Below are 22,049 nucleotides of genomic sequence, written 5' to 3'. Positions count from 1 at the left end.
CCGACAGCCCGTGGCCCCCGTCCGGGCGTGCGACAACCCCGACACCAAAGTGATGCCGGGGCCGGTCGTTTCGCGAACGCGCCGTGCGGAATCCGTGCGGAAACCGTGTGCGAACCGTGCCGGATCCGCCGCCTGTAACGCCTGACAGGCACTGAATGCGCGAAAGGGGCGATCCGTCCGGGAGGGGCTGCGGTCCGGGCCGGGCCGGGCCGGTCAGTCCTCGGACGCCGACCGTGCGGCCGTCGTCTTCGTCGCGGTGCTCTTCTTCGCAGTGGTCTTCTTCGCCGTCGTCGTCTTCGCGGCCGTCGTGGTCTTCTTGGCCGCGGCCTTCTTCGCCGGCGCGGCCTTCTTCGCGGTGGTCGTCTTCTTCGCCGGGGCCTTCTTCGCCGTCTTCTTGGCGGGCGCCTTGGCGCGCTTCTCGGCGAGTAGCTCGTAGCCGCGCTCGGGGGTGATCTCCTCGACGCTGTCGCCGGAGCGCAGGGTCGCGTTGGTTTCCCCGTCGGTGACGTACGGGCCGAAGCGGCCGTCCTTGACGACGACGGGCTTTCCGCTGACCGGGTCCGCGCCCAGCTCCTTCAGCGGCGGTTTGGCGGCTGCCCGGCCGCGCTGCTTGGGCTGGGAGTAGATCTCCAGCGCCTCTTCGAGGGTGATCGTGAAGAGCTGCTCCTCGGTCTGCAGCGACCGCGAGTCCGTGCCCTTCTTCAGGTAGGGCCCGTAGCGGCCGTTCTGCGCGGTGATCTCCTGGCCCTCCGCGTCCACGCCGACGACGCGCGGCAGGGACATCAGCTTGAGGGCCTCCGCCAGCGTCACCGTGTCCGGCGACATCGTCTTGAACAGCGAGGCAGTACGCGGCTTCACGGCGTTCTTGCCGGTCTTCGGGGTGCCCTCGGGGAGCACCTCGGTGACGTACGGGCCGTAGCGGCCCTTCCTGGCGACGATCTGGTGACCCGTCTCCGGGTCGGCGCCCAGTTCGAAGTCACCGCTCGGTGCGGCGAGGAGTTCCTCGGCCATCTCGAGGGTCAGCTCGTCGGGCGCCAGCTCTTCGGCGATGTCCGCCCGCTGGTGACCCTCGGCGCCCTTCTCCCCGCGCTCGATGTACGGGCCGAAGCGGCCGACCCGCAGCATGATGCCGTTGCCGACGGGGAACGAGGACACCTCGCGCGCGTCGATCGCGCCCAGGTCGGTGACCAGTTCCTTGAGACCTCCGAGGTGGTCCCCGTCGCCGTTGCCTGCGTCGGCGGCACGGCCCTCGGCCGCGCCCTCGCCGAAGTAGAACCTCCTGAGCCACGGCACGGACTGCGCCTCGCCGTTGGCGATGCGGTCGAGGTCGTCCTCCATCTTGGCGGTGAAGTCGTAGTCGACGAGCCGCCCGAAGTGCTTCTCCAGGAGGTTGACCACGGCGAAGGACAGGAAGGACGGGACGAGCGCCGTGCCCTTCTTGAAGACGTAGCCGCGGTCGAGGATCGTGCCGATGATCGACGCGTACGTGGACGGCCGGCCGATCTCGCGCTCTTCGAGCTCCTTGACGAGGCTGGCCTCGGTGTAGCGGGCCGGGGGCTTGGTGGCGTGCCCGTCGACCGTGATCTGCTCGGCGGACAGCGGGTCGCCCTCGGCGACCTGGGGCAGCCGGCGCTCACGGTCGTCCAGCTCGGCGTTCGGGTCGTCGGCGCCTTCGACGTACGCCTTGAGGAAGCCGTGGAAGGTGATCGTCTTGCCGGAGGCACTGAACTCGACGTCCCGGCCGTCGGCCGCGGTGCCGCCGATCTTGACGGTGACGCTGTTGCCGGTCGCGTCCTTCATCTGGGAGGCGACGGTCCGCTTCCAGATCAGCTCGTACAGCCGGAACTGGTCGCCGGCCAGGCCCGTCTCCGCGGGGGTGCGGAAACGATCACCCGATGGGCGGATCGCCTCGTGCGCCTCCTGCGCGTTCTTGACCTTCGCGGCGTACGTGCGCGGCTGGGCCGGCAGATAGTCGGCGCCGTACAGCTGTGTGACCTGGGCGCGGGCCGCGGAGACGGCCGTGCCGCTCAGGGTCGTGGAGTCCGTACGCATGTACGTGATGTAGCCGTTCTCGTACAGCTTCTGCGCGACCTGCATCGTGGCCTTCGCGCCGAAGCCCAGCTTGCGGCTGGCCTCCTGCTGCAGGGTCGTCGTACGGAACGGGGCGTACGGCGAGCGGCGGTACGGCTTCGACTCGACGGAGCGCACGGAGAACCGGGTGTTCTCCAGGGCGGCGGCCAGGGCGCGGGCGTTCGCCTCGTCGAGCGGGAGGGTGTTCGCGCTCTTGAGTTGTCCCAGGGAATCGAAGTCGCGGCCCTGTGCGACTCGCCTGCCGTCGACGGACTGGAGGCGGGCGACCAGCGACGACGGGTCCGACGGGTCACCGGCGCGGCCGGTCGCGAAGGTGCCCGTCAGATCCCAGTACTCAGCAGAGCGAAACGCGATGCGCTCGCGTTCCCGCTCGACGACGAGACGGGTGGCGACGGACTGGACACGCCCCGCCGACAGGCGCGGCATGACCTTCTTCCACAGGACCGGCGAGACCTCGTAGCCGTAGAGGCGGTCGAGGATGCGGCGGGTCTCCTGGGCGTCGACCAGTTTCTGGTTGAGCTGGCGCGGGTTGGCGACGGCGGCCCTGATCGCGTCCTTGGTGATCTCGTGGAAGACCATCCGCTTGACCGGGATCTTCGGCTTGAGCACTTCCTGGAGGTGCCAGGCGATCGCCTCGCCCTCGCGGTCCTCATCGGTGGCGAGGAAGAGCTCGTCGGACTCCTTCAGCAGGTCCTTGAGCTTCTTGACCTGCGCCCGCTTGTCGGCGTTGACCACGTAGATCGGCTGGAAGTCGTGCTCGACGTCCACACCGAGGCGGCGGACCTCGCCCGTGTACTGGTCCGGCACCTCCGCGGCGCCGTTGGGAAGGTCGCGGATGTGCCCGACGCTGGCCTCGACGATATAGCCGGGGCCGAGATAACCCTTGATCGTCTTCGCCTTGGCAGGCGACTCGACGATCACGAGTCGGCGGCCGCCCTGTGCGGTCTCGCTGGTCGGGGACAACTTCGCTCTTCTCTCCGGTCGAGGCTGGGGCCTCCCCAGGCCTTGCTCCCGGGGTCGGGTCATGGTGACGCTGCGGAGTGTGACGGTACATCCCGCCCCCGTGTCAAACGGGAAAAGCCCGCAACGGCCACTCGAACGGTAACCCGACTACCGCCATTCCTGCCGCCCGGAGTACCGACCGGCCCTTTTCCGTACGACCGGAGGGCGCCTTCCTCCTGATCGGCGTGAGCACACTCACGCCGGCCGAACGCGCGTGCGGCGAGATCGATTCACCGGCGGGCCAGGCACCACACGCCGACCACCAGTGCGGCGCCCGAGGCCAGCAGGGCGAGAGCCGCCGATGCGACAGGGCTCACACCCTGCGCCACGGGCTCCCGGTGCCCCACCCGGACCCCGGCCCACACCAGCAGAGCGCCCCCGAACAGGGCGAACACCATTCCCGCGAAGATCATCGGCACACTCTCCATGATTGCCCCCGCCCCCTTCGCCTGCCCGCCTGCCCGTGCCTGTCCCGACGTCGGCGCAGGCCCCGGCCCCCGCCTCGGCCCCGGCCCCGGCCCCGGCCCCGGCACGGACGCTGCCACGCGCGGGCGGCGAACCGGCGAACCCGAGGTGAACACCTGGACTACGCAGGGGGCGGATGCCGCGCCACCGAGACGGGCCAGGGGCCGGGCAAGCGAAAGCAAGGGCAGGAGAGGTGGGCGTGGAAGCGGGGACGGGGACGGGGACGGGTCGGTGGCGACCACGGCCGGAGGGGCGGAGGCGCGTCCAGCGGGCTCGGTTGGGCGACGGCGCGCGTGTACCGGTGGTGACACGACCGGGCCGTCCCGAGGAGCCGAAATCCGGCCGCTGCACCGCGTCACTGCGCCGGTTCGAGGAACCCCTGCTCCACCAGCAGACGGATCTGGGCCGGAGTGCGGTCCCGCAGCAGCACCGGGTCCTCGCCCACCAACTGGGCGATCGCGTCAAGGATGCGGCCGGCGCTCAGCGAGCCGTCGCACACGCCCGCGAAGCCCGCGCCGACCGAGTCCACCTTGGTCGCCCGGCGCATGCCGCGGTGCTGGCGCAGCACCACGTGCTCCGGGTCCTCCGCGCCGGGGAGGCCCACCTGCTCCTGGACGACCTCCTCGACCAGCCTGAAATGGCCGGCGAGCAGCGCCGCGTCATCGTGCGCCCGCAGGTAGTCGAGCCGCTCGAAGTGCGCCAGGACCGCGTCACCGAGCGGCTGTTCGACCGGGTGCGGCCACTCCTCCACCGTGATCACGGGCTCCTCGGCCGCGGTCCTGCGGAGCGTGATCCAGCCGAAACCGACGGCCTTCACCTTGCGCGCCTCGAACTCGTCCAGCCATGCGTCGTACCGGGCCTGGTACTCGGCCGGGTCGCCGCGGTGGTCACCGGCGTCCCTCAGCCAGAGTTCGGCGTACTGCGTGACGTCCTGCACCTCGCGCTGCACGATCCACGCGTCGCACCCACGGGGCACCCACGACCTGAGCCTGTCCTGCCAGTCCTCCCCTTCCACGTGCTGCCAGTTGGCCAGGAACTGCGCGAACCCGCCCTGGTTCAGCCGTTCCCCCGCCCCTTGAACGAGCGAGCGGCACAGATCGTCCCCGCCCATCCCGCCGTCCCGGTAGGTCAGCCGGGCGCCCGGCGAGATCACGAACGGCGGGTTCGACACGATCAGGTCGTAGGTCTCGTCGTCCCGGACCGGCTCGAAGAGCGAGCCCTCACGCAGTTCGGCCGCCGGGGCCGCGGACAGCGCGAGCGTGAGGGCGGTGATGTGCAGCGCGCGCGGATTGAGGTCGGTCGCCGTCACGCGCGTTGCGTGCTGGGCGGCGTGCAGCGCCTGGATGCCCGAGCCGGCGCCCAGGTCGAGCGCGGCGGAGACGGGCTTGCGCACGGTGACGCCGGCGAGGGTCGTGGACGCGCCTCCGACGCCGAGGACGACGCCCTCGGCGTCGCTGCCGATGCCTCCGGCGCCGCCGACCGCGCACCCGAGATCGGACACGATGAACCAGTCCTCGCCGCCCGGCCCGCCGTACGGCCGCACGTCGACGGTCGCGGCCATCTCGTCGCCGCCCGTGGGGACCAGCCAGCCGCTCTCCACGCACGCGTGTACGGGCAGGAACTCCGCCACGCGCGCGTGCGGGACCGGTTGCTGAAGCAGGAAGAGGCGGGCGAGCGTCTCCAGCGGCGTGTCCCCGCGGGTCGCGCGCAGCGCGGGAACGGTCTCGCTGCGGGCCAGAGCCGCGTAGGCGGGGGCGCCGAGCAGCTCGAGGAGACCGTCCGCGGTGAAGGAGGCCGCGAGCAGGGCCTCCCGCAGCCGGGCCGCGACGTCGGGACGGTCGGCGGAGGGCAGGGGGGACAGGGTGGCGTTACTCACGCCCCCATTGTCCCCCGTCACCCCTGGGGCCGCTCCCGGCCCCAGCCGGTCCGGTCGCGCCGGCTCAGCTCTTCTTCGCGCGGGCGGAGGCGGAGGCGGCCACCTTCTTGCAGCTGTCCTGCTTGGCCATGGCGTCCTTGACGTCGCCCTGCTCGAGGTTCTTCAGCGCGGTGTTGCCGCTCTTGCTGAGCCGGCCGAGATCGGTGGCGATGTCCTGCAGACCGTCGGCGAACTTCCCCTGGTCCTTGGTGTCCAGGGCGTCGACCTGCTTCTTCAGGCCGGCGTAGGAGGTCGAGAGGGTCGTGAGCGCCGCGACGGCGTCCTTCTGCTTCTTCTCGCCGTTGTCGACGCCGGGCGGCGTGCCCGCCTTCTGGACGGCCTGCGCGAGCGCGCTGTAGGCGTCGGACATGTCCTGGAAGGCCTTGGAGTCGGTCTTCTGGACGTTCACGGGGGCGTTGTTGTCCGTGGCGGCCTGCTTGATCGCGGCGTTGGCCGCGTCGACCTTGGCGTCCTGCGCGGGCAGCGCGTCGCAGACCTGCTTGGCCCAGGCGTCGAGCTCCTTGTTGCCTTCGTCGCTGCTGCATCCGGACAGTGCCAGTACCAGTACCGCACCGCCGGACAGTGCGGCCGTGAGCTTCTTGTTCACCGGTTTGGTTCCTTCCATGGCTCTCGGCCCCGGAACATACACGGCAACCGGGCGACAACCCCAGAACGAATGACCGCTATGTGAGCTGCTGAACCATTTGCACCAAGAGAGAGAAGGCTCACGGCGGGGGCACACCGACGACACAGCGGGCGGGCGACGCGTCAACCCGCGTCGCCCGCCCGCCCTTTGAACTGGCCTCCGGTGAGCCGCCCTAGGAAACCACCGCCGGATCGGCCGACTTGGACGCTTTGCCGGCGCTGTTCTCTTCGTCACCCATGGCGATGCCGCGCCGTTTGGAGACGTACACCGCGACCACGATGACGAGGAGCGAGAGAAGCGCGATCACGATCCGCACACCGATGCTCTTGTCGTCTCCGTAGCTGAACTTGATCACTGCGGGAGCGATGAGGAGCGCCACGAGGTTCATGACCTTCAGCAGCGGGTTGATCGCGGGACCTGCGGTGTCCTTGAACGGGTCGCCGACCGTGTCACCGATCACCGTCGCCGCGTGCGCCTCGCTGCCCTTGCCGCCGTGGTGGCCGTCCTCGACCAGTTTCTTGGCGTTGTCCCACGCACCGCCGGAGTTGGCGAGGAAGACGGCCATCAGCGTGCCGCAGCCGATCGCGCCCGCCAGGAACGCGCCCAGCGCCCCGACCCCGAGGGTGAACCCGATGAAGATGGGCGCCAGCACTGCCAGCAGTCCGGGTGTGGCCAGCTCGCGCAGCGCGTCCCGGGTGCAGATGTCGACGACCTTGCCGTACTCCGGCTCCTCGCTGTAATCCATGATCCCGGGGTGCTCGCGGAACTGCCGACGCACCTCGAACACCACGGCGCCGGCCGACCGCGACACCGCGTTGATCGCCAGCCCTGAGAAGAGGAAGACGACCGCCGCGCCCGCGATGAGACCGACGAGGTTGTTGGGCTGCGAGATGTCCATCATCAAGGTCATCGGCGCGCCCGCCCCGGACAGCTTCTCGCCCACGTCCTGCGCGCCGGTCGTGATCGCGTCCCGGTACGACCCGAAGAGCGCCGACGCCGCGAGGACCGCGGTGGCGATGGCGATTCCCTTGGTGATCGCCTTGGTGGTGTTGCCGACGGCGTCCAGGTTGGTGAGCACCTGGGCGCCCGCGCCCTCGACGTCACCGGACATCTCGGCGATGCCCTGCGCGTTGTCGGAGACCGGCCCGAAGGTGTCCATGGCCACGATCACGCCCACCGTGGTGAGCAGACCGGTACCGGCCAGCGCCACGGCGAACAGCGCCAGCATGATCGACGTGCCGCCGAGCAGGAACGCCCCGTACACGCCGAGGCCGATCAGCAAGGCGGTGTAGACGGCCGATTCGAGACCGACGGAGATTCCGGCGAGGACCACGGTGGCGGGGCCCGTCAGGGACGACTTGCCGATGTCGCGCACCGGTCGGCGGTTGGTCTCCGTGAAATAGCCCGTCAACTGCTGGATGACGGCTGCCAGAAGGATGCCGATGGCGACCGCGACGAGTGCGAGGACGCGCGGGTCGCCGCTCTTGTCCTGGATCGCCGCGTCGGTGACGCCGTCGAGGTCGGCGTACGTGCCGGGGAGGTAGAGGAAGACGGCCACGGCGACGAGCGCGAGCGAGATCGTCGCAGAGATGAAGAAGCCCCGGTTGATCGCCGACATGCCGCTTCGGTCGGCCCGGCGCGGGGCGACCGCGAAGATCCCGACCATGGCCGTGAGCACGCCGATCGCGGGCACCAGAAGCGGGAAGGCGAGTCCGGCGTCGCCGAAGGCCGCCTTGCCCAGGATCAGCGCGGCGACCAGGGTCACGGCATACGACTCGAAGAGGTCTGCCGCCATGCCCGCACAGTCGCCGACGTTGTCGCCCACGTTGTCGGCGATGGTCGCGGCATTGCGCGGATCGTCCTCCGGAATGCCCTGTTCCACTTTTCCGACCAGGTCGGCGCCGACGTCGGCGGCCTTGGTGAAGATTCCGCCGCCGACCCTCATGAACATGGCGATGAGAGCGGCGCCGAGTCCGAATCCCTCCAGCACCTTCGGCGCGTCGGCCGCGTACACCAGCACCACGCAGGCCGCGCCGAGCAGGCCGAGCCCCACCGTGAACATGCCGACGACGCCGCCCGTACGGAATGCGATCTTCATTGCTTTGTGCGAGACGGCGGTGAGATCCTTTTCCGGTTCACCTGCCGCCGGAGTCGCTTCCCGCGCCGCGGCGGCGACACGCACGTTGCTGCGCACGGCGAGCCACATACCGATATAACCGGTGGCCGCCGAGAACGCCGCTCCGATCAAGAAGAACAGCGATCTTCCGGCGCGCTGATTCCAGTCGTCCGCGGGCAGCAGCATGAGCAGGAAGAAGACGACGACGGCGAATACGCCGAGTGTGCGCAGCTGTCGGGCCAGATAGGCGTTGGCGCCCTCCTGGACCGCCGCCGCGATCTTCTTCATGCTGTCGGTGCCCTCGCCGGCCGCGAGCACCTGGCGCAGCAGCACGCCCGCCACCACGAGTGCGGCCAACGCCACGACCGCGATGACCACCACCAGGAGGCGGTTGCCGTCGGTCAGCTCCGCGGCTGCGAGGGTTGTCGGGTGATCCAACGGATGAGAGGTGGGAAGCCCCGCCATTCGTCCTCCTTGACGCTTGGGCTGAGCTCAAGATGTGGACGGATTGTAGGTACCGGAACCTGATCAAAACAGTGCCCGGCAAACGAAATTCGCCTTTTCGTCAAGTAATGCCTTCAAGGCATTGATCGTGAATTACTTCACGAATTCCAGTCGATTTCCGCCACTGCATGATTCACTTCTCGTGACTGACTTCTCATGATTCACTTCACGAGATCACTGCAAGCATGCACGAGTCCCCAGGTCCGCGCATGCCAAAGGGCCCCACCGGAGTGGGGCCCCTGGGAAACCGAAACGCTGTGGGCGGCTCGGGACGACTCAGGTCAGCGTGGCCGTGACCGCAGCCGACGGCCAGGACATACGGATCTGCCCACCGTGCTCTCCGGCGGTGACCTCCACGTCGTCCACGAGGCCGCTGATGACCGCGAGGCCCATCTCGTCCTCCTCGACCTCGACCTCCCCGCCGGAACCGGGCGCCCGGTCGCCGGGAGCCGTATGGGGCGCCTCATCGCCGACCTCGATGGAGAACTGTTTCTCCTCCTCGATCAGCAGCACCTTCACGGGCGCGGTGATACCGCCCGTCTGGTGTAGTCCGACGGCGCGGGAGCAGGCCTCACCGACGGCGAGCCGGACCTCGTCGAGAACGGCCTCGTCCACCCCGGCCCTGCGCGCCACCGCCGCCGCCACCAGTCGGGCGGTCCTGACGTGCTCGGGCAGCGCGCTGAAGCGGAGTTCAACGGTGGCCATGCGTCCCCCTCGGAACTACGGGCGTGCTGTCAGGGGGGCCGGGCCGCACAGGCCCGGACCCCCTATGTTGTTCGACCATCCGTGCCGGGCCGCATCGGCCCGGCAGGGGTGGTCAGTCGGTGGCAGCGACCGCTTCGTCGACCGAGGTGTGAATGGGGAACACCTTGGTCAGACCAGTGATGCGGAAGATCTTCAAAATACGCTCCTGGTTGCAGACCAGACGGAGCGAGCCCTCGTGGGCACGCACCCGCTTCAGTCCGCCCACCAGTACGCCGAGCCCGGTGGAGTCGAGGAAGTCCACGCCCTCCATGTCGACGACGAGGTGGAAATTCCCGTCGTTCACCAGCTCGACCAGCTGCTCGCGCAACTTGGGCGCGGTATATACGTCGATTTCGCCACCGACCTCGACGACCGTACGATCGCCGACGGTACGGGTCGACAGGGACAGGTCCACGGATCCTCCAGCACCTTGCTATCGAGCGGTCGTCCCTCGGAACACCTGAACAGGAGCCCCCGGGACGGTACGCCAGCCGCGATGGCATTCAATCACTTACCGGCAGGCGTGCACGACGCCTTGGCTCCATTGTCCGTCACGCCAGTGACACACTCGGTGCCGATGGCCAAGAATCTCCGATCCGATCGATCCTCGCCCGAGACCGCGCCCCGCCTGTCTCCGGGCGCGGTCCTCGACCGGCTCGCCCCGGGACCGAGCCGGGCGTCGCGCATCACTCATACGGAGCACTTGCCCCCGCGTGCGGGCCGCCATGCCGTCTGGCCCGACCGGATTCGTTCCGAAGTCGTCGCGGCCGTGCAGGCCTGCGGCATCGAGCACCCCTGGGCCCATCAGGCCCTGGCCGCCGAGCACGCCCTCGACGGCGACTGCGTGGTCGTCGCCACGGGCACCGCGTCCGGCAAGTCGCTGGCGTACCTCGTACCGGTCCTCTCGGCCCTCCTGGAGGGCTCGGAGGCCCCCAACGGCCGCGGTGCCACCACCCTGTACCTGGCGCCCACGAAGGCGCTGGCGGCCGATCAGTGCCGCTCGGTGAAGGAACTCTCACAACCGCTCGGCAACGCCGTACGGCCGGCCGTGTACGACGGCGACACGCCGTTCGAGGAACGGGAGTGGATCCGCCAGTACGCCAACTACGTCCTCACCAACCCGGACATGCTGCACCGGGGCATACTCCCGTCCCACCCCCGCTGGTCCTCCTTCCTGAAGTCCCTGAAGTACGTCGTCATCGACGAGTGCCACACCTATCGCGGCGTGTTCGGCTCCCACGTCGCCCACGTGCTGCGGCGTCTGCGCCGCCTGTGCGCCCGCTACGGCGCCTCCCCGGTCTTCCTGCTGGCCTCCGCGACAGCGGCCGACCCGGGCGTCGCCGCCGGCCGCCTCACGGGCCTCCCCGTGGTCGAGGTGGTCGACGACGCCTCACCCCGGGGTGAACTGGTGTTCGCCCTCTGGGAGCCGCCGCTCACCGAGATGGTGGGCGAGAAAGGTGCACCCGTCCGGCGTACGGCCACCGCCGAGACGGCCGACCTGCTGACCGACCTCGCCGTCCAGGGCGTGCGCACCGTCGCCTTCGTCCGCTCCCGGCGCGGCGCCGAGCTGATCTCCGTGATCGCCCAGGAACGTCTGGCCGAGGTCGACCGCTCGCTCGCCCGGCGTGTCGCCGCCTACCGCGGTGGCTACCTGCCCGAGGAGCGACGCGCCCTGGAGCAGGCCCTCCATTCGGGCGAGCTCCTCGGTCTCGCCGCGACCACCGCCCTGGAACTCGGCATCGACGTCTCCGGACTCGACGCCGTCCTGATCGCCGGCTACCCGGGCACGCGCGCGTCCCTGTGGCAGCAGGCCGGCCGGGCGGGTCGCGCCGGTCAGGGCGCGCTGGCCGTGCTCATCGCCCGGGACGACCCCCTGGACACCTTCCTCGTCCACCACCCGGAGGCGCTGTTCGACCGTCCGGTGGAGTCGACGGTCCTCGACCCCGACAACCCCTACGTTCTCGCGCCGCATCTGTGCGCGGCGGCCGCCGAGCTGCCGCTGACCGACGAGGACCTGCCCCTGTTCGGCCCCGAGACGGAAGGCCTGCTGCCGCAGCTGGAGGCCGCGAAGCTGCTGCGCCGCCGGACGAAGGCCTGGCACTGGACCCGCCGTGAACGGGCCGCCGACCTGGCGGACATCCGCGGCCAGGGCGGTCGCCCGGTCCAGGTCGTCGAGGCCGGCACGGGCCGACTGCTCGGCACGGTCGACGCCGGGGCCTCCCACACCACCGTTCACACGGGCGCTGTCCACCTCCACCAGGGCCGCACGTATCTCGTGCGCTCCCTGGACCTGGACGACTCCGTCGCCCTGGTCGAGGAGGCCAGCCCGCCGTACTCGACGGTCGCCCGCGACACCACGTCGATCTCCGTCCTGGAGACGGACGTCGAAATCCCCTGGGGTCAGGGCCGGTTGTGCTACGGGTCGGTCGAAGTCACCAACCAGGTCGTCTCCTTCCTTCGTCGACGCGTCATCACCGGTGAGGTCCTGGGCGAGTCGAAGCTCGACCTCCCTCCCCGTACCCTGCGCACGCGTGCCGTCTGGTGGACCGTCACCGACGACCAACTGGACGCGGCCCGGATCAACCCCGAGATCCTCGGCGGGGCCCTGCACGCCGCCGAGCACGCGTCGATCGGCATGCTGCCGCTGTTCGCGACCTGCGACCGCTGGGACATCGGTGGCGTGTCGGTGCCCCTCCACCCCGACACGCTGCTCCCGACGGTCTTCGTCTACGACGGCCATCCCGGCGGCGCGGGCTTCTCGGAGCGCGCCTTCCACACGGCCCGCGCCTGGCTGACCGCCACCCGCCAGGCCATCGCCTCCTGCGAGTGCGACGCCGGCTGCCCGTCCTGCATCCAGTCCCCCAAGTGCGGCAACGGCAACGACCCACTGCACAAGCGGGGTGCGGTCCGCCTCCTCACGGAACTCCTGCGGGAGGCTCCACAGGAGAACCCCCGAGCGCCCGCGGAGGAGACGGCGATACCGGCCGCGCATGAGGCAGCGGGACCGGCCGCGGAGGAGACGGCGATACCGGCCGCGCAAGAGACGGCGGGACCGGCCGCGGAGTAGTGGAGGGAAGTGCGTCCGCAGGAGGAGACGGAGACTCCTCCGCGGGCGAAGACGGAAGTGCGTCCGCAGGAGGAGACGGGGGCGCCTGCGCTGGTGGGGGTGCCTGCGGTGGCAAAGGCACCGGGAGTGCCGCCGCCTCCGGTGGTCCCGCCCGCGCCCTGACCTGGGCCGCGAAGGCTCCGCTTCCCGAGGCCGCCGTGACGTCCGCGATCTGACCGACCACGGAGCACCGCACCAGCCGCGCGCGTTGCGCCCGGGCCACCCGGTCCGCCCGGGTGCAAGCCCGTTCGGCGCCGTCCGACCAGTGGTCGGCAGCCGCGAGCGCCGCGAGGTCGGCGCCGCCCGCGGCCCGATGCCGGGACGTCACGGCCTGCCCGAGTGCGAGTACCGCGCCGAACACCACGCACAGCACGGTGATCGCACCGACGCTCCAGACGGTGGCGGAACCGCGATCTCCCCCGCCGCGGCTGCCTGCCGCGAGGCGCCGGAGACGAGTCCACCCCCTTCCGGCGCGACGAAGACCCCCGCGCTGGTCTTCCCGCAGGTCACGGAGGCCCCAGCGCCTCCCGCCTGTTCCAAGGTCACGAAGGCTGCTCCCGTCCGCTGCGAGGCCACTAAGACGCCTCCCGTCCTCTCCGACCTGTCGGAAGCTCCGCCCATCCCCTCCGACGTGGCCGAGGCGGCTCATGACCCCGCCTCCGCTCCCGGGGCCACCCCTGGGGCGTCGACCGCGCCCCCTGCGCCCCCTGCGCCCCCTGCGCCCCCAGGGGTGCCCGGGGTGCCCAGATCCTCTGGGCTCCCGGGGTCTCCCACGGCCTCCTCCGCGGCGGCCACGGCCTCCTCCCGTACCTCGAAGGGCAGCCCGCGCAGCCCGGGCGGCTTCGCGACGACCACCACGCGAACCTGGTCGCCCTCCCTGCCGATCGTCACCCGCGCCCCGCGCGGCGCCGTGGCGCGGGCCACCTCGAGCACCGAGCCGGCCGGGTCCTGACGGGCCGCGGCCCGGGCGCCGGCCCTGGCCGCGTCCACGCACTGGATCTGGGCAGCCATGACGAGCAGCCCCCAGACCAGCGACATCGCGAAAACCACCAGCACCGGCAGCACCACCGCCGACTCCGCCGTCACGAACCCCCAGTCCCCGCGGCCGCGCTGCCGCCGACGCCCGCGCGAGGACTCGCCTCCGTACCTACGCGCCCGCACTGAGCGCCCGTTTCACGAGCGCCTGCAGTTGCTCCGCGACCACATCGCTCGTCACCACCTGGTAGAGAAGCACCGCGAAACCCACGGCCGCCACGATTCCCATCGCGTACTCGGACGTCACCATCCCCGCGTCCCGCCGTGCCCCCTGTGCCCTGCACACCAGGGCGAGCAGCCTTGCCCGCACCGTCCGTACCACCCTTGCCGTCGTCTTGTTCATTTCAACCCCCGTCGTTTCTGGCCCAGTTCGTCCGATTTCAGCTCGGCTCAGTTCAGTTCAGGTCAGGTCTGTCGATCTCTTGTCGTTCGGCTGCTCACCCGCGCCGCTTCGTCATGGCCCACCTCCTCCCAGCACCCCGCCCGCCAGTCCGAGCACGATCGGCAGCACACCGACCGCGATGAACGCGGGAAGAAAGCACAGCCCCACAGGCGCGGTGACCATGACGGACGCCCGCCGGGCCCGTGCCGTCGCCGCGCGCGCCCAGCCGGCTCGGGTGTCGGCGGCGAGCCGGGCGACAGGTGCGGCGGCCGGCAGACCCGACACGGCAGCCCGCTCCAGCAGCCCGGCCAGCGCTGCCGCGCCTGGCGTCGATGCCAACCTCCGCCAGGCTGTGCCCGGTTCGCCTCCCAGCCGTACCTCGGCAGCACCACGCGCCAGCCCGTTGCCGACAGGACCGCCCAGCGCCTCGCCGACCGCCTGAGCCGCGATCACGGGGCCGGCACCCGCCGCGATGCATGCGGCCAGCAGATCCGCGGCGAGCGGGAGCTGCCGTGCGGCGATCCCGGCGTCGTCCTCGCCCGCCGTACCCGTGGCCAGCTGCCGACGCCGCCACCGTCCCAGGCCCACCGCGCCCGTCAACCCCAGGAGGAAATCCGTGACACCGCCGACCGCCGCCCATCCGGCGCCCACCCCGAGGGCTTCAGGAAGCCACTGCCGTACGGCCTCCCGTGGCCCGGGACGCCGACTGCCCGACGTCGACGCGAACACCGGCCCCGACGCCGTGTCCGAGGTCAGCAGTCCGGCCAGCCGCCGACGTGCCCCGCGCTCGCGCCGGACGGTCGCCAGCCGCCGCACCGACCACCACAGGGCCGCCACGATCCCCACGGTCACCCCCAGCCTGTGGACAACTTCCCCGCTCACGCCGCCTCCGCCCTGCGTACGATCCGCAGCGCCCACCACGCCCCGGCTCCCTCCAGCACTCCGCCGACGAGCAGGCAGCCCAACCCCGCTCCGGTGTGCAGCAGGACGTGCAGGGGGTCCGCACCGAGCGCGGCGCCCAGCAGCAGTCCCAGGACCGGCAGGCCGGCGAGCATCACCACAGTGGCGCGAGGTCCTGCCAACTGAGCCCGTAGATCAGCCCGTTGATCCCGCTCCGCTCGCAACGCGGCTTCGAGACGGTCGAGTCCGGCCGCCAGACCCGCACCCTGGTCCACAGCCACCCGCCAACACGCGGCAAGTCCCAGCAGCCCCTCGGCTCCCGGCGACCGCGCGGCGAGCGCCAGGGCCCGCGGCACATCGCCGCCGAACCGCGCCGCCGCCAGCACCGTGGGCTGCACCTCGCCCAGCCCGCCCGAGTCCCGCGCCGCCCACTGCAACGCCTCCCCGGGCTGCCGGCCCGCGAGCACCTCCCCCGCCAGCGCCGCGCACAGCGCGATCACCGCATCGCCCCGACTCTCCCCCGCCCGCCGCGCCTCGGCCGCCCGCCGCGCCCGGCGCAGCAGGGGCACTCCGGCCGCCCCCGCGACGACGGGCAGTGCCGAGCCGCCCAGCACCGCGAGGACCAAGCCGGCGACCGGCGCCCACCATTCGGGCCGCCACCGGCCCCGGAGGCTGCGCAGTTCATCGGCCAGCAGGCGCCAGGCCGGGGGCGGCACACTGCCGACCACGCCGCCTCCGGCGAGCAGCATCTGCGCCCTCCTGGCCCCTGCGTACGGTCCGCCGGTCAGCCAGGCCGCGGCCCCGGCACACGCCACGGCAGCGGCCATGGGCATCTCACTCATCACACCCGCCCACCCCTTCGTCACTCGTCACAGCCCTCTCTCCTTCCTCACCCGTCACAGGTCTCCGGCCCTCCTCACCCGGCGCCGGCCCCCGCCCTCCCGTCACCCGCCATCGCCCCTCCGCTCCCGCTCGTGGCGGCCTTTCCCTCCACTCGCCCACCCGTCCGTCCGCCCTGCTCACCACGCCCACTGGTCGTCCTCCTCGCTCCGCAGCAGTTCCCGCAGCCGCTCCCAGCCCCGCTCCCGGGCGAAGGCGCCGGTCGTCCAGCGCAGCGCCGGCACGGTCCGCACCAGTCCGGTCAGGTCCCGTTCCAAGACGTGCACCTCCGCGATCCGCCGTCGCCCTGCCGGGTCCCGCACCAGGTGCAGGACCACCGACAGCGCCGCCGCCAACTGGCTGTGCAGCGCGACCCGGTCGAGCCCGGCCGCCGTGCCGAGCGCCTCCAGCCGCGCGGGGACGTCGCCGGCGGCATTGGCGTGGACCGTGCCACAGCCGCCTTGGTGGCCCGTGTTGAGCGCGGCCAGCAGATCGACGACCTCCCGCCCGCGTACCTCGCCGACGACAAGCCGGTCCGGCCGCATTCTCAGGGCCTGTCGCACCAGGTCCTCGAGGGTGACGAGCCCCGCGCCCTCCTGGTTGGCGGGTCTGCTCTCCAGGCGGACCACGTGCGGGTGCTCCGGTCGCAGCTCCGCCGAGTCCTCCGCCAGGACGATCCGCTCCCCCGGCCCGACCAGGCCGAGAAGCGCACTCAGCAAGGTCGTCTTGCCGCTTCCCGTCCCCCCGCTGACCAGGAAGGACAATCGTGCTCGCAACAGGGCCCGCAGCACCCGGTCGCCACCCGGCGGGACGGTGCCGGCGGCCACCAGTTCCTCGAGCGTGAAGGCTCGGGGCCGCGCGACGCGCAGCGACAGGCAGGTGCAGCCGACGGCCACCGGGGGCAACACCGCGTGCAGTCGCGTCCCGTCCGGCAGCCGGGCGTCGACCCATGGCCGGGCGTCGTCCAGCCGTCGTCCGGCCACCGCCGCCAACCGCTGCGCGAGGCGTCGCACAGCCGCCGCGTCCGGGAAGGAGACGCCGGTCGGTTCCAGGCCGCCGCCCCGATCGACCCACACCCGGTCCGGGGCGGAGACCAGCACGTCGGTCACCCGGGGGTCGGCCAGCAGCGGCTCCAGAGGCCCGCTGCCGATCAGTTCGGAGCGCAGATGCTCGGCCGCCCCGAGAATCTCCGCGTCCCCGAGGACCCGGCCCTGTTCCCGAAGGGCCTGCGCCACGCGGGCGGGAGTGGGGTCGGCGCCGCTCTCGGCGAGCCACTGACGTACGCCGTCCAGCAGCGCCCCGTCCTCTCCCGTCCGTTCGAGGCCGAGCGGCGCGCTCATGACCTGCCCGTCTCGGTCAGCGCCCGCTCCCAGAACTCCTTGCAGAAGCGGGCGAGGGGCCCGCGCGCGGCCGCGCCCGGCGGCGTCTTCCCGCCGTCCGGACGCAGCAGGCCCGTCTCGACGGGCACCTCGCCGGCCAGCGGCAATCCGAGCAGGCGGGACACCTCGACGTCGTCGAGCCCGGGTGCGTAGGGGCCGCGCACCGCCACCCGCAGGTCGCGCACCACCATGCCGACGGCGGAGGCCACGCGCCCGGCTGCGGCGACGGCGCGCAGTTCGGCGGGGACCACGAGGAGGCCCAAGTCGAGCTGGGCCAGCACCTCGGCGCCCGAGTCGTCGATACGGCGTGGCAGGTCGACGACGACGGTGCCGCCCCTGCGGCGGGCCGCAGCGAGCACCGCGCGTACGGCCTGCGGCGCGACGGCCACACAGTCGCCTCGGTCCCAGCTGAGGACGCGCAGCGAGTGCAGCCTGGGCAGCGACTCCTCCAGGGCGCCACCGCCGACTCGCCCCCGTGAGGCGGCGAAGGCGGGCCAGCGCAGCCCTTCGGCGCTCTCGCCGCCGAGGAGCACGTCGAGTCCGCCGCCCAGCGGGTCGGCGTCCATGAGCAGGGTGCGCAGCCCCTCGCGTGCCGAGGTGACGGCGAGGGCACAGGCGAGCGTGGACGCTCCGGCGCCGCCACGGCCGCCGATCACGCCGACGGTGAGGGCGGGCCGGCCGATGCCTTCGGCGACGTCGGCGATGCGGTCGACCAACCACTGCTCTCCGTCTGGAAGCATCAGGACGTGGTCGGCGCCGATCTCCACGGCGCGCTGCCACACCCCGGAGTCGTCCTGGTCGCGACCGACCAGGACCACCCCGCGCCGGCGGGCGGCACCGCGCACGCGGCGTGCCGCGTCGTCGCCCACCAGGACAAGGGGCGCGGCCTCCCAGCTGCCCCGGCGCTGCGGTGCCGAGTGGTGGACCTCCGGTGTGGCGCCGGCCGCGGCGCACAGGCGCAGCAGGTCGTCCAGGAGGTCCGGGTCCTCCGTGACGATCAGAGGCTTGGCCGGCCGCCCTCCGGTGGTGGGCGGCGGCTCGTGTGCGACGGCTCCGGTCATGTTCTCCATCCCCCTTCACTGCGGGTCGCGCAGTGACTGCGGCCCCGCGATTCACCGATGCGTGGAGAACCGGCGCGCGGCCCTCCGTATGAGCGGCCACCGGAAACCGGCGGCGGGCGTCCGACAAACGGAACCGACCATGTGGAGTCGGCCCGAGCGGATCCGTGGGAATCACGGTGCGACGAACCCGGAAATCTTGTGGATCTTGGTGGAAAACTGTGGACGAGCGGACAGTTGTGAATATCGCCGTCACCCGTACGGCGGCTGGCGCCCGTCCTGCGCGACTCCCGCAGAGCAGTCCGACGACTACGTACCGTGACGCGTCGCGGGCATGCGAAAGAGGCGGCCGCAGCCGCCTCGAGACGGCGCATCCGCCGCGTTCAAAGGGAGAAACCCACCAAAACCCACCCGGACATGCGACGACCCCCGCCGGGGGGGAGAGCGGGGGTCGTCTCCACGGCCGACTCGGGGGGGGGAGGAGCCGGACCGGGTTAGCACGGTCGCGAACGATCCGTGACTTCCATGGTGTACCCGAGAGCCCTCTCAGGCAAACCCACGCGCCCACCTTACGCCGAATGGGCTGCGCCTATGCTCTTGCTTGTGGAAAACCACTCCCTGCCCCGCACCGCGGCCTTCTTTGACCTGGACAAGACCGTCATTGCGAAGTCGAGCACGCTCACCTTCAGCAAGTCCTTCTACCAAGGCGGGCTGATCAACCGCCGGGCGGCCTTGCGTACCGCATATGCCCAGTTCGTGTTCCTGGTCGGCGGCATGGACCACGACCAGATGGAACGAACCCGCGAGTACCTGTCGGCCCTCGTGCGCGGCTGGAACGTCCAACAGGTGAAGGAGATCGTGGCCGAGACGCTTCACGACCTGATCGATCCGCTGATCTACGACGAGGCGGCCTCACTCATCGAGGAGCATCACGTCGCCGGCCGTGACGTGGTCATCGTCTCCACCTCGGGCGCGGAGGTGGTCGAGCCGATCGGCGAGCTGCTCGGAGCGGACCGCGTGGTCGCCACCCGCATGGTCGTGGGCGAGGACGGCTGCTTCACCGGCGAAGTGGAGTACTACGCGTACGGTCCGACGAAGGCGGAGGCGATCAAGGAGCTGGCCGTGTCCGAGGGCTACGACCTCTCCCGCTGCTACGCCTACAGCGACTCGGCGACCGACCTGCCGATGCTGCAGTCGGTCGGGCATCCGCACGCGGTGAACCCGGACCGGGCGCTCCGGCGCGAGGCCGTGGCGCGCGGATGGCCGATTCTCGACTTCCATCGTCCGGTGCGCCTCAAGCAGCGGATCCCCGCGTTCTCCGTGCCGCCGCGCCCGGCACTCGTCGCCATGGCGGCCATAGGAGCGGCGGCGGCCACCGCGGGTCTGGTCTGGTACGCCAGCAGGCGCCGGGCGGCGATGGCCTGAGGGGTCGCCCCACTTGCGTCCGCGACGATCCACCGTACGACGCCGCGCCACAATGACCGTTTTCATTTAATTCGCTGTTGTTTGAGAGTGAAAGTAAAGAACTGGTGCCAGGGCTTCCGCTTGTCGAGGTCCTGGAGTACAAATGACTCAACGGCCCGCGAGACCAAGGACATCCGAGAGGATCACCTTAATAACGCATTTGGCCCCACGGACCGCGCATGAGAACCGGGCACCCACGCGACGTCGACCCGTCGATTACGGGCCAGCCGCACCAGGTGACGGGCAAAGTCCCGACCTGATGGGCATATATCGAGGACGCTTGGTAACCGGGTGATCATGCCAGCGGCGGTACGAGAACTCGTACCGCCGCAACCCTTTGCAGGGCCCCCGCGGGGGGCCTTTTTCATACCCGCCTCACGCGTGCACGGGTTGTCGGCTTGCCGCTCCACCACGCGCGGAGCGTCGTCACGCGGCTCCGCGCTGCAGCGCCTCGCACACCGCCGTCGACTCGCGCGCGCCCAGTTCCACGGCCTTGCCGCAGTGCGTGATCCACGCCGCCATGCCGTCCGGGGTGCCGGACGCGTAACCGTCCAGGGCCGCGACATAGGCGGCCCGGCCGAGCTCGGCGTGTCCCACCTCGGCGGGGCAGACCGACTTGGGGTCGAGACCGCTGCCGATGAGGACGACACGCTGGGCGGCCCGCGCCACCAGACCGTTGTGGGAGGTGAAGGGACGGAGCGCCAGAAGCTCCCCGTGCACGATTGCGGCCGTCACCAGGGCGGGGGCGGACCCTCCCGCGATGATCAGTTCGGACAGGCCCTCGAGGCGGCCGGCCAGCTCGTCCGCGTCCGGCAGCGGCAGTTCGATCAGCGGTTCGTCGACCGCCTCCCCGGCATGGCGCGGCCGCCCGACCTCGTCACCGTTGCTCGCGGCGGCGACAAGGTGCAGCCGCGCCAGCACCCGCAGGGGCGACTGCCGCCAGATGGACAGCAACTGACCCGCCTCCGCGGTGAGCCGCAGCGAGGCGCCCACGACGCGTGCCTCGCCGTCCACGCCGAAGTCGCTGCGTCGGCGCACCTCCTCCAGGGCCCAGTCCGCCCCGGACAGCGCCGCCGAGCCGCGGGCTCCGCGCAGGGCGGCCTCGGAAGTGACCGCGCCGCTGCGGCGACGCATGACACGGTGCCCGTAGACCCGGTCCACGGCCTTGCGGACGGACTCCACGGACTCGGCCACTCCGGGCAACACTCCCAGGGCGGCAAGCGGATCGGCGGACGCGCCTGTCGTACTCATGAGTGCGACATTACGCAACCTGCGCCCACACCCCACGAAGGAGTGGTCTTCTTCACGCCCCGCTGTCACTCAAAGCTATCTATTAACTACGCTTGGTGAACATGAAAATTGCTTTCGTCGGGAAGGGCGGCAGCGGCAAGACGACCCTGTCCTCCCTGTTCATCCGTCACCTCGCTGCCGCCGGCGCACCCGTCATCGCGGTCGACGCGGACATCAACCAGCACCTCGGCCCCGCGCTCGGGCTCGACGAGTCGGACGCCGCCGCACTGCCCGCGATGGGCGACCGGCTGCCGTTGATCAAGGACTATCTGCGCGGCTCCAACCCCCGCGTCGCCTCCACCGAGACGATGATCAAGACGACACCGCCCGGCGAGGGCTCACGCCTGCTGCGGGTGCGCGAGGACAATCCGGTGTACGACGCCTGCGCCCGGCCGGTGGAACTCGACGGCGGCTCCGTCCGTTTGATGGTCACGGGGCCTTTCACGGAAGCCGACCTGGGGGTCTCCTGCTACCACTCCAAGACCGGAGCGGTGGAGCTGTGCCTGAACCACCTGGTGGACGGTCGTGACGAGTACGTCGTGGTCGACATGACCGCCGGCTCGGACTCCTTCGCCTCCGGCATGTTCACCCGTTTCGACATCACGTTCCTCGTCGCCGAGCCGACTCGCAAGGGGGTCTCCGTCTATCGCCAGTACAAGGAGTACGCCCGCGACTTCGGTGTCGAGCTGAAGGTCGTCGGCAACAAGGTGCAGGGCCGGGACGACATCGACTTCCTCCGCGCCGAAGTCGGCGACGACCTGCTCGTGACGGTCGGGCAGTCGGACTGGGTTCGTGCGATGGAGAAGGGCCGACCGCCCCGGTTCGCACTCCTCGAGGACACCAACCTTCACGCCCTGCACCTTCTGCGGACGACCGTCGACTCGGCGTACGACAGGCGGGACTGGGAGCGCTACACCCGCCAGATGGTGCACTTCCACCTCAAGAACGCCGAGTCCTGGGGCAACGAGCGCACCGGGGCCGACCTGGCCGCGCAGGTCGACCCCGGCTTCGTCCTGGGGGAAGGGGTCACCGCCACAGCCTCTGTGTGACGGGCTGGGCCTCCCCCCTTCGGC

The 22,049-nt window shown here is 71.2% G+C and carries 16 protein-coding genes and 2 pseudogenes; 3 read left to right on the top strand and 15 right to left on the bottom strand.

Annotation, left to right across the window (positions count from 1 at the left end):
* Positions 1 to 213: 213 nt before the first annotated feature.
* The 7 genes from topA to bldG form a co-directional block, all read right to left on the bottom strand.
* Positions 214 to 3,054, bottom strand: coding sequence for a type I DNA topoisomerase (topA, locus tag QA802_RS23205; protein WP_334525961.1), 2,841 nt, complete (start codon positions 3,052 to 3,054; stop codon positions 214 to 216).
* Positions 3,055 to 3,323: 269 nt separating this feature from the next.
* A complete protein-coding gene (locus QA802_RS23200) occupies positions 3,324 to 3,521 on the bottom strand; it encodes a hypothetical protein (RefSeq protein ID WP_334525958.1) in 198 nt (65 codons plus the stop codon).
* Positions 3,522 to 3,913: 392 nt separating this feature from the next.
* Positions 3,914 to 5,434 carry a DUF7059 domain-containing protein gene (locus tag QA802_RS23195; protein ID WP_334525955.1) on the bottom strand — a complete coding sequence of 507 codons (1,521 nt, stop codon included), beginning with the start codon at positions 5,432 to 5,434 and terminating at the stop codon, positions 3,914 to 3,916.
* A gap of 64 nt (positions 5,435 to 5,498) precedes the next feature.
* Complete coding sequence (locus QA802_RS23190) at positions 5,499 to 6,098, bottom strand: small secreted protein (protein ID WP_306950154.1); 600 nt, start codon at positions 6,096 to 6,098, stop codon at positions 5,499 to 5,501.
* A gap of 193 nt (positions 6,099 to 6,291) precedes the next feature.
* Positions 6,292 to 8,700 carry a sodium-translocating pyrophosphatase gene (locus QA802_RS23185; protein ID WP_334525952.1) on the bottom strand — a complete coding sequence of 803 codons (2,409 nt, stop codon included), beginning with the start codon at positions 8,698 to 8,700 and terminating at the stop codon, positions 6,292 to 6,294.
* A gap of 315 nt (positions 8,701 to 9,015) precedes the next feature.
* Positions 9,016 to 9,444, bottom strand: coding sequence for an ATP-binding protein (locus QA802_RS23180; RefSeq protein ID WP_334525949.1), 429 nt, complete (start codon positions 9,442 to 9,444; stop codon positions 9,016 to 9,018).
* A gap of 112 nt (positions 9,445 to 9,556) precedes the next feature.
* On the bottom strand, positions 9,557 to 9,898 hold the full coding sequence (gene bldG, locus QA802_RS23175) for an anti-sigma factor antagonist BldG (RefSeq protein WP_009189842.1): 342 nt from the start codon (positions 9,896 to 9,898) through the stop codon (positions 9,557 to 9,559).
* A gap of 81 nt (positions 9,899 to 9,979) precedes the next feature.
* Here bldG and QA802_RS23170 point away from each other — a divergent pair, with 81 nt between their 5' ends.
* Complete coding sequence (locus QA802_RS23170) at positions 9,980 to 12,550, top strand: DEAD/DEAH box helicase (RefSeq protein WP_334525946.1); 2,571 nt, start codon at positions 9,980 to 9,982, stop codon at positions 12,548 to 12,550.
* A 154-nt stretch (positions 12,551 to 12,704) separates the two neighbouring features.
* Here QA802_RS23170 and QA802_RS23165 read toward each other — a convergent pair.
* The 7 genes and pseudogenes from QA802_RS23165 to ssd all read right to left on the bottom strand — a co-directional run.
* Positions 12,705 to 13,238: pseudogene (locus QA802_RS23165) on the bottom strand (Rv3654c family TadE-like protein); the annotation flags it as partial.
* Between the two features lie 116 nt (positions 13,239 to 13,354).
* A pseudogene (locus QA802_RS23160) lies at positions 13,355 to 13,675 on the bottom strand (TadE family type IV pilus minor pilin); the annotation flags it as partial.
* 61 nt (positions 13,676 to 13,736) lie between these two features.
* Positions 13,737 to 13,967 carry a DUF4244 domain-containing protein gene (locus QA802_RS23155; RefSeq protein ID WP_416070996.1) on the bottom strand — a complete coding sequence of 77 codons (231 nt, stop codon included), beginning with the start codon at positions 13,965 to 13,967 and terminating at the stop codon, positions 13,737 to 13,739.
* Between the two features lie 111 nt (positions 13,968 to 14,078).
* Complete coding sequence (locus QA802_RS23150; protein ID WP_334525940.1) at positions 14,079 to 14,888, bottom strand: type II secretion system F family protein; 810 nt, start codon at positions 14,886 to 14,888, stop codon at positions 14,079 to 14,081.
* On the bottom strand, positions 14,885 to 15,748 hold the full coding sequence (locus QA802_RS23145) for a type II secretion system F family protein (protein WP_443042167.1): 864 nt from the start codon (positions 15,746 to 15,748) through the stop codon (positions 14,885 to 14,887). Before QA802_RS23145 ends, QA802_RS23150 begins: the two co-directional genes overlap by 4 nt.
* Positions 15,749 to 15,925: 177 nt before the next feature.
* Positions 15,926 to 17,125 carry a TadA family conjugal transfer-associated ATPase gene (locus tag QA802_RS23140; RefSeq protein ID WP_319171817.1) on the bottom strand — a complete coding sequence of 400 codons (1,200 nt, stop codon included), beginning with the start codon at positions 17,123 to 17,125 and terminating at the stop codon, positions 15,926 to 15,928.
* On the bottom strand, positions 17,122 to 18,225 hold the full coding sequence (gene ssd, locus QA802_RS23135; protein ID WP_334525936.1) for a septum site-determining protein Ssd: 1,104 nt from the start codon (positions 18,223 to 18,225) through the stop codon (positions 17,122 to 17,124). The genes QA802_RS23140 and ssd overlap by 4 nt, the downstream gene beginning before the upstream one ends.
* Before the next feature lie 588 nt (positions 18,226 to 18,813).
* On the opposite strand from ssd, the gene QA802_RS23130 reads away from it, so the two are divergent.
* The gene (locus QA802_RS23130) at positions 18,814 to 19,647 is read left to right on the top strand and encodes an HAD family hydrolase (protein ID WP_334525933.1); all 834 of its coding nucleotides are present in this window, start codon (positions 18,814 to 18,816) and stop codon (positions 19,645 to 19,647) included.
* Positions 19,648 to 20,112: 465 nt separating this feature from the next.
* Here the strand turns inward: QA802_RS23130 and QA802_RS23125 are convergent, their stop codons facing one another.
* Entirely contained in the window at positions 20,113 to 20,937 is an 825-nt protein-coding gene (locus tag QA802_RS23125) for a Fic family protein (RefSeq protein WP_334525930.1), read from the bottom strand.
* A gap of 101 nt (positions 20,938 to 21,038) precedes the next feature.
* On the opposite strand from QA802_RS23125, the gene QA802_RS23120 reads away from it, so the two are divergent.
* On the top strand, positions 21,039 to 22,025 hold the full coding sequence (locus QA802_RS23120; RefSeq protein ID WP_334525927.1) for an ATP-binding protein: 987 nt from the start codon (positions 21,039 to 21,041) through the stop codon (positions 22,023 to 22,025).
* Positions 22,026 to 22,049: the final 24 nt, after the last annotated feature.

Origin of the sequence: Streptomyces sp. B21-105 (genome assembly GCF_036898465.1) — a bacterium.
Classification (GTDB): domain Bacteria; phylum Actinomycetota; class Actinomycetes; order Streptomycetales; family Streptomycetaceae; genus Streptomyces.
Note: the sequence above shows the minus strand (reverse complement) of the source record. Positions and strands in the feature narration are given on the sequence as shown.